The organism is Blautia sp. MCC270 (genome assembly GCF_018785605.1).
Taxonomy (GTDB): Bacteria; Bacillota; Clostridia; order Lachnospirales; family Lachnospiraceae; genus Blautia_A; species Blautia_A fusiformis.
This window is the reverse complement of the sequence record NZ_WQQD01000016.1, coordinates 24,029-40,103: the sequence shown is the minus strand read 5'-3', so window position 1 is coordinate 40,103 and position 16,075 is coordinate 24,029. Positions and strand designations below refer to the sequence as shown.

The window sequence follows — 16,075 nt, the reverse complement described above, 5'->3', positions numbered from 1 at the left end:
CGGTGCAGTTTTTTATTTTTTATGAAATTACTTGAAATTCTGAAATTCCTGTTATTTATGCCATCAGTTCATCCAGTTTTGTCTTTACAGCAAGGATAAACTCTTTGCTGTTCAATACCTGTACCTCTTTCAGGGAAGTGATCAGTGCAAGATCCTTGGTCATCTTTCCGCTTTCAATGGTATCCAGTGTTGCTTTTTCCAGTTTTCCTGCAAAATCAGCAAGTGCTTCATTTCCGTCCAGCTCGCCTCTCTTGCGGAGAGCTCCTGTCCATGCAAAGATCGTTGCAACGGAGTTTGTGGATGTTTCTTTTCCCTCAAGATGACGATAATAGTGTCTCTGAACTGTTCCATGGGCAGCCTCATACTCAAAATATCCCTTCGGGGATACCAGTACAGAGGTCATCATGGCAAGAGAGCCAAATGCGGAAGATACCATGTCGCTCATAACATCTCCGTCATAGTTCTTGCATGCCCAGATAAAACCGCCATCTGCCTTCATAACACGGGCTACGATATCATCGATCAGACTGTAGAAATAGGTCAGGCCGGCTTCCTCAAATTTATCCTTAAACTCTGCATCAAAGATCTGCTGGAAAATCTCTTTAAATCTTCCATCGTATGTTTTGGAAATGGTATCCTTGCTTCCGAACCATACATCCTGCTTTGTGTCCAGTGCATAATTAAAGCAGCTTCTCGCAAAGCTCTTTACGGAATCATCAAGATTATGCATGCCACGGAGAACACCTGCTCCATCAAAATGCTGGATCAGCTCCTTACGCTCTTCTCCGTCTTCGCCCTCAAATACAAGATATGCATCTCCCGGCTTGTCAATATAAAATTCTGTATTCTTATAGATATCTCCATATGCATGACGTGCAAGTGTGATCGGTTTCACCCAATTCTTTACACATGGCTCGATTCCCTTTACAACGATCGGCGCACGGAATACAGTTCCATCAAGAATGGCACGGATCGTTCCGTTTGGACTCTTGTACATTTTTTTCAGGTCATACTCTTCCATTCTGGCTGCGTTTGGCGTGATCGTGGCACATTTTACGGCTACTCCGTATTTCTTGGTTGCTTCTGCTGCATCAATGGTAACCTGATCATCTGTCTCATTTCTGTGCTCAAGACCAAGATCATAATATTCTGTATTCAGTTCCAGATACGGTGTGAGAAGTTCATCCTTGATGATCTGCCACAGGATACGTGTCATCTCGTCTCCGTCCATCTCAACTAAAGGTGTCTGCATTTTGATTTTTTCCATATTATTTTCTCCTTTTGAGGTTTATTCTCCTGTTCGGATTCCAGGTGCTCTTTCCTTTAGAATCTTTCTTCAGCACTTTTACTGTACATTGTACTCATATTTTCCGGTTCCGTCAACGCTTTTGTGCTTTACCACACTATGTTTATAAGAATTGTATAATAATTCAGCCTGCCAACAGTTTTTCACAGTTAAATTTTCCCCATCCCTGCTGATTTCTGGGAAGTCCCATATCTTCTGCATTTTCTCTTAACAACATCTTTACCTCCACATTAGAAAGCCGGGGATCTTTTTCCAGAAGGCAGGCGATCCCTCCTGACACCAGAGGCGTCGACATGGAGGTTCCGCTTTTGAGCCCATATGAGTACGGCAGTCCCGGTGCACAGGCAATGACCTGGCTTCCCGGCGCTACCAGATCCGGTTTGCACACACAGTCAAAAGTAGGGCCTCTTCCGGAAACTGCCTTTCTGCCATTCAGCATATCACTGGAGCCTACGGTAATGATCTTCCGGCTGCTTCCCGGTGCTGTTACCGTGCCGGCCCCCGGTCCCTGATTTCCTGCTGCAGCTACCACCACAAATCCCAAATCCCAAAGTTTTTCCACTCCTTCAAGAAGATCTGTCTGTTCCTTATGATCCCGGGATGTTGTTCCCACTGAAATATTAACGATACGGATATGATAAATGCTTCCAAACTCCATGATCCACCGAAATGCCCGCATCACATCCTCCCTGCTTCCGTTCCCGAAACGATCCAGAACCTTCAGAGCAGCGATACTGCAGCCAGGTGCAGCCCCTTTATATTTTCCACCTGATGCAGTTCCGTCCCCTGCAAGGATCCCGCTGACATGAGTCCCATGTCCGTTATCATCATATGGGCTGCGTCTGACTCCTGTAAAATCACGAAACACGGAAATACGGCTGCCAAAATCTATATGAGGAAAAATACCGGTGTCCAGAACCGCCACGCCTATCCCTTTTCCTGTATACATCCTTTTATACCTTTCCAAAGCTCTCCCGTCGGACAGCTGACCTTTCTTTAGCTTATTCTGCGGACATCTTTCCCGCTACTCGTTTTATATAAAAAGACCCCGGGATCTTACATCTGAATCCCCGGGATCTTTGCTGTATATTTTATTTAGTTTCCTCTTCCTGTACGAAAATTAACTGTTTTCTGGATCTGATTGTCCATTATGGTGATCACTAGATCCTGACCTGCCGCATCCTTGGAGTCTTTCTTTTTGCTGTCATCCTCTTTTGCATCCTGAAGCTCTGCGGTTTCCTCCTTTGTCGTTATCTCGCCTACAAAAGCAGCTGTCGGTGCCCCCAGACACATCGCTGCGATCAATGCTGCCCCTAAAAGCACCTGTACTGTTATTTTTCTCATTTCTTATGTCCTCCTTTATAGCGTCAGTCCGCCTATTATACGGGCTGAATCTTTGTTGCCTGTAAGAATTTCGATCTGATTTCCGTCTGCTGCAAGAAGTGAACAGTCCAGATATAAGCAAAAACCGCTGCTGTCCGTTTTTCCATCTTCTGTGGAAACATCCATCGGAAATGCTTCATAAATCTTATCATGGTTCAATCTTATATAAATCCTGCTGTCTGTATCCAGATATTTTTCTTCAATACAGCCTGTGATCTTTTCCAGATTTCCCTGGATCTCGCACTGAACTGCTCTGGCACCGGCAGGAACCTTATTTGCTGATCACGTCCAGTACAATTTCCTTCCCTTTTTTGTCTTTGTATGTATTGACCCAGAATCTTGTGTATTCCAACAGATATTCCTGTCCGTCACCATAACAGCCATCTGTCTTTCTGGTACGAAGAGGTCTGCCAAGGACTTTCCGCAGTGCTGCAGAACTCTTTTCTCTTACAAATGCTTTCCTTATTCTTGAAGATGTTCTAGCATCGTATACACCAGTTTTTGTATTAAAAGCATAAAATCCGGCTCTGGACTGTCCATATGCGGAATAATAAACGCCTTTTACCATCTGTGCATACCGGTTAAATCCATAGTATTTCCCGCCGATCTTTTTTACAAGGAGATAGTTCTCCCCGAAGAATGTTCCACCTTTATAAGCCTTTCCGGTGTTGGAAAAATAGTATCTGTATGTCATTTTTTTGCCGGTAGTCTTATTAGCGACAGTCACGGTTTTCCATGTATTCTTTACTTTTTTTCCCTTCACATAATAGTAGTATTGTCCGCCCTCTTTTTTCCAGCCATTTTTAACAGCTGCTTTTGCGGTTGTTGTGGTTGCTGTTGTTGCTGCCTGCGCACACACTGTGCCAAATGTCAGGCAAAACAGCATTGTGATCATGAGAACAAGCTGTGCGAATCTTCTCTTTTTCATGGTTTCTTTTCCTCCTGTTTTAAAAATCTCCATACCCGGTGATAATTATATTTTCTTGCAATATAATGTATAAAATACATTATCTCCTCCAATACTTAACATATCTGAAAAATAAAGGAGGTTTTTCTATGCTTCTCTTTTTTCTTGTATTCTTCGGACTCCAGATCTTTGTTCTTTTCTGCTGTGCCGCTGCAGGAAATGACGCCGCTTCCCAGGAACTATCTGACCAGGAACAGCTTCAGTTTATCGCAGAATGGAAAAAACAACATCAAAAAAAGGACGTCTGCTGAAGAACGTCCTTTTTGCTTTGCAATTCTATTCTCCATTCATATGATGATACACACCAGTCCGCCTTTGCTGTCATTTACGATCTTCTTCATAGTATCCTGAAGCTTCACCTGACTTTCTTCGCTGATCATGGCAAGCTTGTTCCGGATTCCGTCTTCCACCAGCTGCTGGATGGATTTTCCGAAAATATTGGTCTCCCAGATACTTTCCCCTCGCTCCGGGCTTTCTCTGATATACTTTATCAGGTCCTCCGCCTGCTGTTCTGTACCAACAATCGGAGCGATCTCCGTTTCGATTCCCGCCCGGATCATATGAATGGACGGACTTTTTGACCGGATCTTTACTCCGAATTTATTTCCCTGACGGATCACCTCAGGTTCCTCAATAGTGATCTCGGAAAGCTCAGGCACCACAACCCCATACCCTGTTCCTTTTACCGCTTCCAGGGCAGCCTGGACTTTTACAAATTGTTCCTTCATACCGGCAAGCTCTTTTATGGTCTGGATCAGTTCATATTCGCTTTCCATAGATATCCCGCTCATTTCACTGAGCATCTGATAATAATAAATGTCTTTTACTGCGATCCGGATACGGACTTTTCCATCGGAAAGACTGACCTGCTCAAGCAATGTATCTTCCACATATGGACTTTCCAGATATACTGATTCTCTGCTTACATCACGCACATGAGTAAGTCTGGTCATCTTTTCCCGAATCTCATTTAACAGAGCCGCCTTTACCTCATGTTCCGGAGAAAGCATCTCCACCCATCTGGGAACAAAAAGCTCTATCTCACTGACCGGGAATTCATAAAGGATCTTCTCCAGGATTCTGGTCACATCCTCTTTTCGAAGCTGTTCACAGTTGACTGCCAGAACGGATACTCCAAATTTCTCTTCCAGATGTTTTACAGTTTTTCCGGTTTCCTCACTGTAGGGAGTCTGGGAGTTTACCAGGATCAGAAAGGGTTTTCCCTGGACTTTCAGTTCTTTTATGGTCTGTTCCTCTGCCGGAATAAAATTTTCTCTGGGAATCTCCCCAAAACTTCCGTCTGTTGTGACTACAATCCCAATGGTGGAATGCTGGCTGATCACTTTTTCCGTTCCAATGCGGGCTGCATCATGGAACGGGATTGCTTTTTCCTGCCAGGGAGTTTTGACCATCCGCTCCCTGCCTTCTTCCACATTTCCGGATGCATCCTTTACCAGAAAGCCTACACAGTCAATGAGTTTTACCCGGATTTTCTGGTTTTCCCCTATGGATACTTCCACTGCTTCTTTTGGAATAAATTTGGGTTCTACGGTGGTGATCATTTTTCCGGCACCGCTTAATGGCAGTTCATCCTGAAGTTCTGCTCTTTTTCCCTCGCTGATCGATGGCAGTGCTATCAGCTCCATAAATCTCCGGATGAATGTGGATTTTCCTGTACGGACCGGTCCCACAACCCCTATGTAGATATCCCCGCCCGTCCGCGCCTGGATATCACGGTAAACCTGAAAGTTTTCCATATAAAAAAGCCTCCCTGCATATACTGGCCTGTAAGTTCCGGGAAACGTCTTAAAAAAGACAGTTCCCGCATACCACAGTATATGCCCGGAAGGCTTCTTATATGCTGCTGTTCACCGGGAACAGCAGCTCTTTGTATTCCTCATATCAGTCTTTGATATAGAACTCATTGTGAAGCAGATGATGCTCTTTGCCTTTGAGGAGTCCCTCATAAAGCTCCAGAACCAGTGGGTTCTCATCGGATTTCTTGATGATCATGGTATTGTCTGCATTGTACAAACCTCTTGCTCTGGCTGCCTTGGTTCTGTCACCGGATCTGGTCGGCTGACCTCCACCCATGATACATCCACGGCGGCATGCCATAACCTCGATCAGATGATAGTTTGCCTCGCCGTTCTTTACACGTTCCATAACGGTTCTTGCATTTGCAAGGCCACTGGCTACGCATACATTGATATCCATTCCCTTGTACGGTACGGTAAATTCCTTGATTCCCTCTTCACCACGAACACCGCACTCTGCAATCTCATGCATGGCTTCCTTGCTGTGATCCGGGCTCAGTCTTCGAAGAACTGCCTCGGTAACACCACCGGTAACACCGAAGATAACGCCACCGCCGGAACCAAATCCAAACGGCATATCGCATGCTTCCGGATCCAGTGTTGCAAAATCAAGACCAAAGTTATCGATCATGCGGAGAAGCTCTGTGGTTGTGATAACGATATCGGTATCCTGCTCGCCATCGGTAAAGCTGTTGGGGCGGATTGCCTCTGCCTTCTTGGCTGTACATGGCATAATGGAAACCATAACGGTCTTCTTGCCTGCTGCATGCTCCGGATCACGGAAGTATTCCTTGATAACCGCAGACATCATTCCCTGTGGGGAACGGCAGGTAGAAATGTTCGGAACATATTCCTTATACTGATCTGTGATGAACTTCACCCATGCAGGACAGCAGGAGGTCAGAAGCGGAAGGTTCTCACCCTTCTCTACTCTGTTTAAGAACTCCTTGGTCTCTTCCATAATAGTAAGATCGGCACTGAATGTGGTATCGTATACTTCATCAAAGCCCATTCTGTGGAGTGCGTTGACGATCTTGCCCATAACGCTCCTGCCCTTTGTGAGGCCGTAGTGATCACCAACTGCTACACGGACTGCCGGCGCGATCTGGGCAACCACACGGGTATCCTTGTCCGCAAGTGCATCCCAAACCTCATCCATATGTGTACGAATGGAGATGGCTCCTGTCGGACAGTAAACACGGCACTGACCACAGTTTACACACTGTGTCTCAGCAATCTTTTTATTGAATGCAGGCATAACCATGGCCTCTGTTCCACGGAATGCGAATCCAAGAGCTCCGATTCCCTGAAGTTCCTCGCAGGCACGTACACAGTTGCCGCAGAGGATACATTTGTTCGGATCACGGATGATGGACGGTGAACTGTCATCGATCTCGTGCTGTTCTCTTGTATTTTCAAAACGGATATCCCGCACGCCAAGGCGATGTGCCAGCTCCTGCAGGATACATTCGCCGCTCTTTACACAGGTTGTACAGTCACGGCAATGTGCTGCAAGAAGCAGCTCCACGATCAGTTTACGATATTTCTTAATACGACCGGAGTTGGTATAGATAACCATTCCGTCTCTCGGCTGCTCGGAACAGGAGGCAAATGTTTTGCCTCTGTCATCCTCAACTGTACAGAGACGACAGGCACCAAAGGTGGAAACCTCTGAATGATAGCACAGTGTGGGGATATTGATACCGGCATTCCTGATGACTGTCAGGACATTTTTTTCGTCAGTAAATTCTACTTTTCTTCCGTCAATTGTCATTGTACCCATAAGATATCCTCCCTTCTATGCTTCCACATAAATCGCATCAAAGTTACAGTTATCCTTACAGGATCCGCATTTGATACATACGTCATTGTTGATTACATGTGGATGCTTGATCTTTCCTGAAATCGCACCAGTCGGACAGTTCTTTGCACACTTGCCGCAGCCGATACAGAACTCAGGATTGATATGGAATTGACGGAGCGCCGTGCAGACCTTCGCACGACATTTTTTATCTACGATATGCTCTACATATTCGTCACGGAAACGCTTCAGAGTACTGATGACCGGAAGCGGTGCACTCTTACCGAGTCCGCACAGGGCCATGCTCTGAACCATGTTTGCAAGCTCTTCCAGCTCATCCAGATCGGAAAGCTCACCCTTACCTGCGACGATTCTCTCCAGGATCTCAAGCATACGTTTGGTACCCTCACGGCAGGGAACACATTTACCACAGCTCTCACGCTGTGTAAAGCTCATGAAGAAACGCGCAACCTCTACCATACAGGTATTCTCATCCATAACAACCAGTCCACCGGAACCCATGATGGCATCCAGCTTCTTAACAGAATCAAAATCAAGCGGATGATCGATCTGATCGTCGATCAGACATCCACCGGAAGGACCACCGATCTGTACACCCTTAAATGCAGCACCACTCTTAAGACCACCACCGATGTCATAAATGATATGACGGAGGCTTGTTCCCATTGGAACCTCGATAAGACCGGTGTTCTCAATGGAACCGGTAAGTGAGAAAGTCTTGGTTCCAGGGCTTCCCTCTGTACCGATGGTGTGGAACCAGTCTGCTCCCTGAAGGATAATCTTCGGTACGTTGGCATAAGTCTCTACGTTATTCAGAACCGTAGGTTTACCCCACAGGCCCTGCTCAACCGTTCTCGGAGGTTTTACTCGAGGCATACCTCTGTTGCCTTCGATAGAAGCAGTCAGGGCAGAACCTTCACCACATACGAACGCTCCGGCACCGCGATTGATATGTAAGTGGAAATTAATACCGGAACCAAGGATATTATCACCAAGAAGGCCATAGGACTCTGCCTGCTCAATAGCCATTCGAAGTCTCTGTACAGAAAGAGGATACTCGGCACGCACATAAATATAACCATCTTCTGCACCTACTGCATAGGCAGCGATCACCATACCCTCGATCATCTTGTAAGGATCACCTTCCATTACGGAACCATCCATAAATGCTCCCGGGTCACCCTCATCACCGTTACATACTACATAACGGACTTTTTCCGGCTGGCGTGCAACCTGTGACCATTTCTTGCCTGCAGGGAAGCCTGCACCGCCACGGCCGCGGAGACCAGACTTCGAGATCTCGTCGATAACACCCTGTGGGGTCATCTCAAAGAAAGCCTTCGCCATAGCGGAAAATCCGCCTACGGAAATATATTCATCAATGGACTCTGCATCGATCTTGCCACAGTTCTCAAGAACGATCCTTGTCTGCTGGTTCAGGAACGGAATGTCACTGGGATGTGGACAGGCCTCATCATTATGACGATAAAACAGACGCTCAACAGGCAGTCCGCAGATCACGGTCTTCTCTACGATCTCGCGACAGTCGTCTACCTGAACATGTACATACTGATAATCATAGGGCTCAATTCTCATAAGAGGACCAAGTTCACATAAGCCCTGGCATCCGGTCTTAACGATTCCTACATGAGGAACATCCTTCTGCATCTCAACCGCAACACCCTCGATTCCCTCACAGAGTCTTGACATTTCTTCATAAATCTTCTGAGCACCGGAAGCAATACATCCGGTACCGGAACAGACGAGAACACGGCAGGTATAGCCATCAAGATTCTTCTTAACCTCAGCCTGTTTGTTTTTCAGATCTTCCATACTGGTTATACTCATACGCTCTCACCTCTCAATTCATTTAAAAGCTCAACAGCCTTCTCAGGAGTCATCTTCGGGTGAACTTCATCATTTACAGTCAGTGTCGGTGCAAGTCCGCAGGCACCAAGACAGGAAACTGTCTCAACGGTAAACATCATATCATCTGTAGTATGCTTCTTATGACTCAGTCCAAGTTCCTTCAGCATTGCTTCCTTTACAGGCATGGACTTACGTACATGACAGGCAGTACCGTCACATACCTTGATGATGTACTTGCCCTTCGGCTCAAAGGAAAAGTTTTCATAGAAAGTAGCTACACTGTACGCCTTCGCTTCTTTTACACCAATCTGTTCCGCAACATAAGTAAGAAGCTCTCCCGGAAGATAACGGTACTCAGCCTGAATATCCTGCATGATCGGAATCAGTGATGCAGCTTTCCGGCCGTAGTGCTCGATGATCTCGTCCGTTTTTCTGTAATACGTCTGGTCTAACATTCGGTTCCCTCCTTGTTTCTCATAGATTTTCCACTTGATCAACCTGTTCCACTACAGGTTAATGCTTTAACACTCTGTCAGTGCCGCGCATTTATGCAAATCATTATTTTGCACTATTTCATGCCTTTAATTATAACTTATATGGTCATTTTTCACAAGCGGTTTTTTTGCTTTTTTCAGAATATATTGAAATGTTTACAGTGGCTTACTGATTTTGTATCTATTTTCCATAAAATATGTTCAATTTTTAACAGCCTTGATAATAAAGATACAAATCTGCTCTTTGTTTCTGCCCCAAAACATTAAAGCCGGTTATTGATTTTATTTCTCAATTACTTTAAGATAGATAAAAAGTGCGTGGAAAACATTTAATTAATTTATTTTGTAAAGGAGAACATCTATGCGAAATCTTGACACACCAGTAAAACAGATCCGGCGAAAGATTTTTACCGAAATTGCTAAGATCGGATTTGAATCCACGGACGAATCAATGATCCATGATATCGAATCCATTCCCTACAATATTGTAGAGGAACGCGCGAAATACCGCGAAAGCATCTATCGTGAAAGAGCTGTTGCAAGCGAACGTGTCCGTCTGGCCATGGGACTTTCCCTCCGCCCGGAAAATCGTTCCGTCCACCTTACCGATGGCGTGAAGGCCAGCAACATTGACGAGAAATATTATGAACCACCTCTTATGCAGGTGATCCCTTCCGCATGTTCCGCATGCGAATCCAACAAATACGAAGTCAGCAACATGTGCCGCGGCTGTGTCGCACATCCCTGTTTACTCACCTGCCCCAAAGGCGCCATTTCCATGGTAAACGGAAAATCCTTCATCGACCAGGACAAATGTATCCATTGCGGAAGATGCAAAGCTGTCTGTCCTTACGATGCCATCGCCCATAAAGAACGCCCCTGCGAACGTGCCTGCGGTGTAAAAGCCATCGAGAGCGATGAACAGGGACGCGCCTCCATCAACCAGGATAAATGCGTATCCTGCGGCATGTGCATGGTCAGCTGTCCATTCGGAGCTATCTCCGACAAATCCCAGATCTTCCAGCTGTCCCACGCCCTTCGAGAAGGAACTGAGATCATTGCAGAAATCGCCCCCGCCTACATCAACCAGTTCGGCGAAGACGTCACCCCGGGCAAATTCCGCTCCGCCCTTAAACAGCTGGGCTTCTCAAACATTTACGAGGTAGCACTGGGCGCAGACATCGGCTGCATCTCTGAGGCACACCACTACGCCAAAGAAGTAGCCACCGGCAACCTCCCGTTCCTCCTCACTTCCTGCTGCCCGTCCTGGTCCGTCATGGCAAAGAAATACTTCCCGGCTATGATCGACAACATCTCCCAGGAGCTGACCCCGATGGTGGCAACTGCCCGGATCGTAAAAAAAGAGCACCCCCATGCGAAAGTAGTCTTCATCGGACCATGCGCCTCCAAAAAACTGGAAGCCATGCGACATTCCGTAAGAAGTGATGTAGACTTCGTGATCACCTTCGAGGAACTCTGGGGCCTGTTCGACGCCAAAAGCATCACCCCATCCACCTGCGAAGAGCTCCCGGAAGAAACCCAGGCCGCAACCGCAGCAGGACGAGGCTACGCCATTGCAGGCGGCGTAGCCGGAGCCATCGAAAACTGTCTGAAGGAATACTATCCCGATGTACCAGTCCACATCGAACACGCAGAAAGCCTTGCCGAATGCAAAAAAGTCCTCACTCTGGCAAAAGCCGGCAAGATCAAAAACTGCATGATCGAAGGAATGGCCTGCCCCGGAGGCTGCATCGGAGGCGCCGGAACCAACGCCGGCTTCGCAAAAACCTCCAAGGCCCTCAAAAAATACGTAGACAGCTCAGAACCAAAACTCCCCTCACAGGAACTGGAAAACCTGGAGTTGAACTAAATACCCCCAATATATCGAAATACTTTTTAAGCATTATTAAATAAAAAACGGAGATGCAACCTAGATGATTAAAAATCCAGGTTACATCTCCATTTTTTATCAACCAGGACAGGGCAAAGCCCGCCTCCATCCCTCATCCACATCCTTCCCCATAGCCAGACAACCTAACACCGCCAACGCACAGGCCCGGAAGGGAGTGCGGTTCTGTCTGCGGACGACTCTGCAGGAGGTGTGCTGGATCTTAGGCGGCGGGACTTCTGCGTTATTTTTCAAAAGCCAGCTGTCTGAGCGGCAAAAAGCCGCGAGTTCTGGCTTTTGGAAAATGGTTTTAGCAGAATCCCGGCGCCTTAGATCCAGCCGCCGACGAAGCCCGGCCGCGGACAGAACCGCACTCCCTTCCGGGCCGTCCCGTTCGCCACCACCACTACTTCTCCACCGTCTCCGTACTCTCCGGCCAGGTATACTCCTCCCCCTTCAACTCCGCCAGAAGACTCCTAAGCTTATATCCATAATTCCTCCCGGCGGCCCATCCGCCCCCATAAGGATTCTCCTGGATCCCAAGCCACTCCACATAAGGCGCACTCTCACGGGAAACATACTGGAACCGATTATCCACGCAAGCCTGGTTCAGCTCCTCCGAAGAAGCATAAGCCTTCAAATGCTGCACCTGCGCCCGAATTCCCGTCCTTACATCAGGAAAAGAATTACCGGCAACACCACCACCGGTAGTCCCCAGCCCCGAAAAATTAAACTGCCCTGCACTGGCATCCCCACCAAACTGAAGCCATCCGGTCTCAAGCATCGCCTGCTCAAAAACAACCTCTCCACGGACGCCCTCCGCATCCGCTTCCTCTATCACAATCGTGCAAAACGTATCAATATCCGGTGCACCACCCTCCGTCAGGATGCCGGAAGGATACTCCACATTCTGCGCCTCATACTGCACTACCATATCCTCCGCATCCACTGTGGTACACCCCATGATCGTATAATATCCATAAGTATTATCTGTGGAATCATCCACAAAACCCTCTGTATCACTCTCTCCAGATGACTGAGGCTTCGAAATCTGACCCTCCATAGAATGATCCGCTTCCTCTGCCAAAACACTTGCAGGCGTTCCGAACACCAGAACGCCTGCAAGTACCATCATCCGTAAACAAAAACTATTTCGGAATCTGTACATATATAAATGATCAATCCTTTATTACTGTTATTACTGCGCTTTTCTCATTGCAGCTTCAACCACATGACCTACAAGAACAGAAGTTGTAACACTTCCTACTCCGCCAGGAACCGGTGTGATCGCATCAACGATTGGCTCAACTGCCGCATAATCAACATCACCACAAAGCTTGCCCTCTGCATTGACATTGATACCAACATCGATAATAGTCTGTCCCTCTCTGACATAATCAGCGCCAACAACACCAGCACGACCAGCTGCAACGATGACGATATCCGCCTCTTTTGCAACAGATGGCATATCAACGGTTCTTGTATGGCAGATCGTTACTGTCGCATTTTTCTTAACAAGCATCATGGCAGCCGGTTTACCAACTACAAGACTTCTTCCGATAACAACCGCTTTTTTGCCTGTGCAGTCGATTCCATAGTGATCAAGGATCTCCATGCATGCCTGCGGTGTACATGGCGGGAATCCGATCTTCTTGCCTGTAAATACACCAGACATGGAAAGATCTGTCATACAGTCAACATCCTTCTCTGCTGCAAGTGCATTCTCGATCACTGCCTGATCCAGATGTTTTGGCAGCGGACGGAACAGAAGAACTCCATGGATCTTGTCATCTTTGTTTACTTTATCGATGGTTGCAAGAAGCTCATCCTGGGAAACATCCTCCGGAAGAAGGATTTTCTCACATGCAACACCAAGAGTCTCACAGCGCTTTGTAGCACCTCTCTCATAGGAAATATCGCTTGGATTCTCACCAACACGGATAATGCAAAGTGTAGGATCTACACCTTTTGCCTGAAGCTCTGCAACGTTAGCTTTGATCTTCTCGTTAAGAGCTGCTGTTACTTCTTTACCTAATAACTGCTTTGCCATTTGTCTGGTTCCTCCTATTTCAGTCTTCCGAGAACACTGTCAAATGTCTCGTCTGCAATCTTTGTATATTTCTCAAGCATAGCGTCTGCTTTTTTGTTTAATTCCTCTGCATACGCACGGTCAGCCATAGATTTTGTGTTAATGTACACATTCAGGCTTGCTCCCTTAAGAGCTGCTTTGCAGAATGCAGCACCTACACCAGCATCACTGATTGCAAGCTTGGAACCTTTTGCTCCGAACTCAACGATAAGTTCAATAGCCTCGCAGCATTTCTCCATGATCTCCATAGGAACAGAGCATGCTTCCTTGAGGGCAGCTTCCATTACTCGAGCCTTCTCAGCCTTCTCTTCTTCTGTCTCTCTCGGCATTCCGTAAGCCTTGGAAAGAGGCTCAAAAACTTCCGCATCTCTCTCGATCAGATGAAGGAAATCTTTCTGAAGCTGATCACATTTCTTTTTCAGCTCCCACATTTCATCTTCTACATCTGCATATTTTTTCTTACCGACAGTAAGGCTTCCAACCATGTTTCCAAGAGCTGTACCAACCGCACCTACAAGAGCAGAAGCGCCGCCGCCGCCAGGAACCGGTGCCTTGGAGCTTAATACCTCAACAAATTCAGTACATGTACTTGTAGAAAATCCCATAGGACTCTCCTCCTTATATTCTTATTTTAGCACTCTTTAGAGCCCATTGGGGGCTTTATAAAAAGCCCCCTCCGGTTGTTTTTGATCTTATGTTCCGATTAGAAGAGACCTGTGATCTTACCTGTCTCATCTACATCGATCTTGGTTGCAGCCGGTACTTTCGGGAGACCTGGCATAGTCATGATCTCACCTGTCAGAGCAACGATGAATCCTGCACCTGCGGAAATCTTCAGGTTACGTACTGTTACCTCAAAGTCTGTCGGTGCACCAAGTTTTGTCTGATCATCAGTCAGACTGTACTGTGTCTTAGCAACACAGATCGGGCAGTTGCCAAATCCAAGTGCTTCTAGCTGTTTTGCCTGTTTCTGAGCATTTGCTGTAAGAACAACTTTCTTACCACCGTAAACTTTCTGTACGATGTTATTCAGTTTATCCTCGATGGATCCCTCAAGCTCATAAGCATATGTGAAGTCATTCGGCTCCTCAACAAGACGGATTACTTCCTCAGCAAGCTTCATGCCGCCTTCGCCGCCTTTTGCCCATACCTCGGAAAGTGCAACGTTAACGCCAAGCTCTTTACATTTTGCCTCAACCAGGTCAAGCTCTGCCTTGGTATCGGTCGGGAATGCATTGATAGCAACTACACATGGAAGTTTGTATACATTCTTGATATTGCTTACATGTTTCAGAAGGTTTGGAAGACCTTTCTCAAGAGCCTCAAGGTTCTCGTTGTTCAGATCTGCCTTCGGAACACCACCGTTGTATTTCAGCGCACGAACAGTAGCTACGATAACAACTGCGCTTGGATGAAGGCCTGCCATACGACACTTGATGTCAAGGAATTTCTCTGCACCAAGGTCAGCACCGAATCCAGCCTCTGTGATAGCATAATCTGCAAGTTTCATAGCCATCTTTGTAGCTGTTACGGAGTTACATCCATGAGCGATGTTTGCGAATGGTCCGCCGTGTACGATTGCAGGAACATGCTCCAGTGTCTGTACAAGGTTTGGTTTCAGGGCATCTTTCAGAAGTGCTGTCATAGCACCCTCTGCATGAAGATCACCAGCTGTTACCGGTTTCTGCTCGGAAACTTTACCATAGGTATATCCGATGATGATTCTGGAAAGTCTCTCTTTCAGGTCTTTGATGTCACTTGCGAGGCAAAGAACTGCCATGATCTCAGATGCAACTGTGATGTCGTATCCGTCTTCACGAGGCATACCGTTTGTTCTTCCGCCAAGACCATCTACTACATTACGAAGCTGACGGTCGTTCATGTCCACGCAACGTCTCCATGTGATCTTTCTCGGGTCAATGTTCAGGTCATTACCCTGGAAGATATGGTTGTCGATCATTGCTGCAAGAAGGTTGTTTGCCGCACCGATCGCATGGAAGTCACCGGTAAAGTGAAGGTTGATATCCTCCATCGGAACTACCTGTGCATAACCGCCGCCTGCTGCACCACCTTTTACACCGAATACCGGTCCGAGGGATGGCTCACGAAGAGCTACCATTACTTTTTTGCCCATTTTCTGCATTGCATCTGCAAGACCAACGGTTGTTGTTGTTTTTCCCTCTCCTGCAGGTGTCGGGTTGATAGCTGTTACGAGGATCAGCTTACCATCTTTCTTGTCACTCTCTTTTAACAGATTGTAATCAATTTTTGCTTTGTACTTACCGTACTGCTCCAGATATTTGTCGTCAATACCTGCCTTCTCTGCAATCTGTGTGATTGGAAGCATTTCACACTCCTGTGCAATCTCGATGTCACTTTTAAATCCCATAATGTTACCTCCCTTTAGGTATTTTTACAGTTTTTAATCCCTTAAAACTGC

Annotated in this window: 15 protein-coding genes; 2 read left to right on the top strand and 13 right to left on the bottom strand. The window is 46.7% G+C overall.

Annotated elements, in window-relative coordinates; genetic code table 11:
* Window positions 1-55 precede the first annotated feature (55 nt).
* From GPK58_RS05600 to GPK58_RS05580, 5 genes are all read right to left on the bottom strand, one after another.
* Window positions 56-1,267, bottom strand: a complete 1,212-nt coding sequence (locus GPK58_RS05600) for an NADP-dependent isocitrate dehydrogenase (protein WP_059085918.1) — start codon at window positions 1,265-1,267, stop codon at window positions 56-58.
* 163 nt (window positions 1,268-1,430) lie between these two features.
* The gene (locus GPK58_RS05595) at window positions 1,431-2,255 is read right to left on the bottom strand and encodes a S8 family peptidase (protein WP_015525272.1); all 825 of its coding nucleotides are present in this window, start codon (window positions 2,253-2,255) and stop codon (window positions 1,431-1,433) included.
* Window positions 2,256-2,401: 146 nt separating this feature from the next.
* Window positions 2,402-2,650: a hypothetical protein gene (locus tag GPK58_RS05590; RefSeq protein ID WP_092072001.1), complete on the bottom strand. Its 249-nt coding sequence runs from the start codon at window positions 2,648-2,650 to the stop codon at window positions 2,402-2,404.
* Between the two features lie 15 nt (window positions 2,651-2,665).
* Window positions 2,666-2,848, bottom strand: coding sequence for a hypothetical protein (locus tag GPK58_RS05585; RefSeq protein ID WP_092072004.1), 183 nt, complete (start codon window positions 2,846-2,848; stop codon window positions 2,666-2,668).
* A gap of 112 nt (window positions 2,849-2,960) precedes the next feature.
* Window positions 2,961-3,617, bottom strand: coding sequence for a hypothetical protein (locus GPK58_RS05580; RefSeq protein ID WP_092072007.1), 657 nt, complete (start codon window positions 3,615-3,617; stop codon window positions 2,961-2,963).
* Between the two features lie 128 nt (window positions 3,618-3,745).
* Between GPK58_RS05580 and GPK58_RS05575 the strand changes: the two genes are divergently transcribed.
* Window positions 3,746-3,907 (top strand): hypothetical protein, encoded by a 162-nt coding sequence (locus tag GPK58_RS05575; protein WP_015525281.1) that lies wholly within the window; start codon window positions 3,746-3,748, stop codon window positions 3,905-3,907.
* Between the two features lie 36 nt (window positions 3,908-3,943).
* Here GPK58_RS05575 and spoIVA read toward each other — a convergent pair whose 3' ends face one another.
* From spoIVA to GPK58_RS05555, 4 genes are all read right to left on the bottom strand, one after another.
* Complete coding sequence (spoIVA, locus tag GPK58_RS05570; RefSeq protein WP_022426914.1) at window positions 3,944-5,413, bottom strand: stage IV sporulation protein A; 1,470 nt, start codon at window positions 5,411-5,413, stop codon at window positions 3,944-3,946.
* 145 nt (window positions 5,414-5,558) lie between these two features.
* Window positions 5,559-7,256, bottom strand: a complete 1,698-nt coding sequence (locus GPK58_RS05565; protein WP_015525283.1) for a [FeFe] hydrogenase, group A — start codon at window positions 7,254-7,256, stop codon at window positions 5,559-5,561.
* Window positions 7,257-7,271: 15 nt separating this feature from the next.
* Window positions 7,272-9,143: an NADH-quinone oxidoreductase subunit NuoF gene (locus tag GPK58_RS05560; protein ID WP_021653014.1), complete on the bottom strand. Its 1,872-nt coding sequence runs from the start codon at window positions 9,141-9,143 to the stop codon at window positions 7,272-7,274.
* Complete coding sequence (locus GPK58_RS05555; RefSeq protein WP_015525285.1) at window positions 9,140-9,619, bottom strand: complex I 24 kDa subunit family protein; 480 nt, start codon at window positions 9,617-9,619, stop codon at window positions 9,140-9,142. Before GPK58_RS05555 ends, GPK58_RS05560 begins: the two co-directional genes overlap by 4 nt.
* A 400-nt stretch (window positions 9,620-10,019) precedes the next feature.
* Here GPK58_RS05555 and GPK58_RS05550 point away from each other — a divergent pair, with 400 nt between their 5' ends.
* On the top strand, window positions 10,020-11,528 hold the full coding sequence (locus GPK58_RS05550; RefSeq protein WP_092072010.1) for a 4Fe-4S dicluster domain-containing protein: 1,509 nt from the start codon (window positions 10,020-10,022) through the stop codon (window positions 11,526-11,528).
* Window positions 11,529-11,952: 424 nt separating this feature from the next.
* On the opposite strand, the gene GPK58_RS05545 is transcribed toward GPK58_RS05550, so the two are convergent.
* From GPK58_RS05545 to GPK58_RS05530, 4 genes are all read right to left on the bottom strand, one after another.
* A complete protein-coding gene (locus GPK58_RS05545; protein WP_330627208.1) occupies window positions 11,953-12,714 on the bottom strand; it encodes a glucosaminidase domain-containing protein in 762 nt (253 codons plus the stop codon).
* 30 nt (window positions 12,715-12,744) lie between these two features.
* A complete protein-coding gene (locus GPK58_RS05540; protein WP_015525289.1) occupies window positions 12,745-13,596 on the bottom strand; it encodes a bifunctional 5,10-methylenetetrahydrofolate dehydrogenase/5,10-methenyltetrahydrofolate cyclohydrolase in 852 nt (283 codons plus the stop codon).
* Between the two features lie 14 nt (window positions 13,597-13,610).
* On the bottom strand, window positions 13,611-14,240 hold the full coding sequence (locus GPK58_RS05535) for a cyclodeaminase/cyclohydrolase family protein (RefSeq protein WP_021977714.1): 630 nt from the start codon (window positions 14,238-14,240) through the stop codon (window positions 13,611-13,613).
* 98 nt (window positions 14,241-14,338) lie between these two features.
* On the bottom strand, window positions 14,339-16,024 hold the full coding sequence (locus GPK58_RS05530) for a formate--tetrahydrofolate ligase (protein WP_015525292.1): 1,686 nt from the start codon (window positions 16,022-16,024) through the stop codon (window positions 14,339-14,341).
* Window positions 16,025-16,075 lie beyond the last annotated feature (51 nt).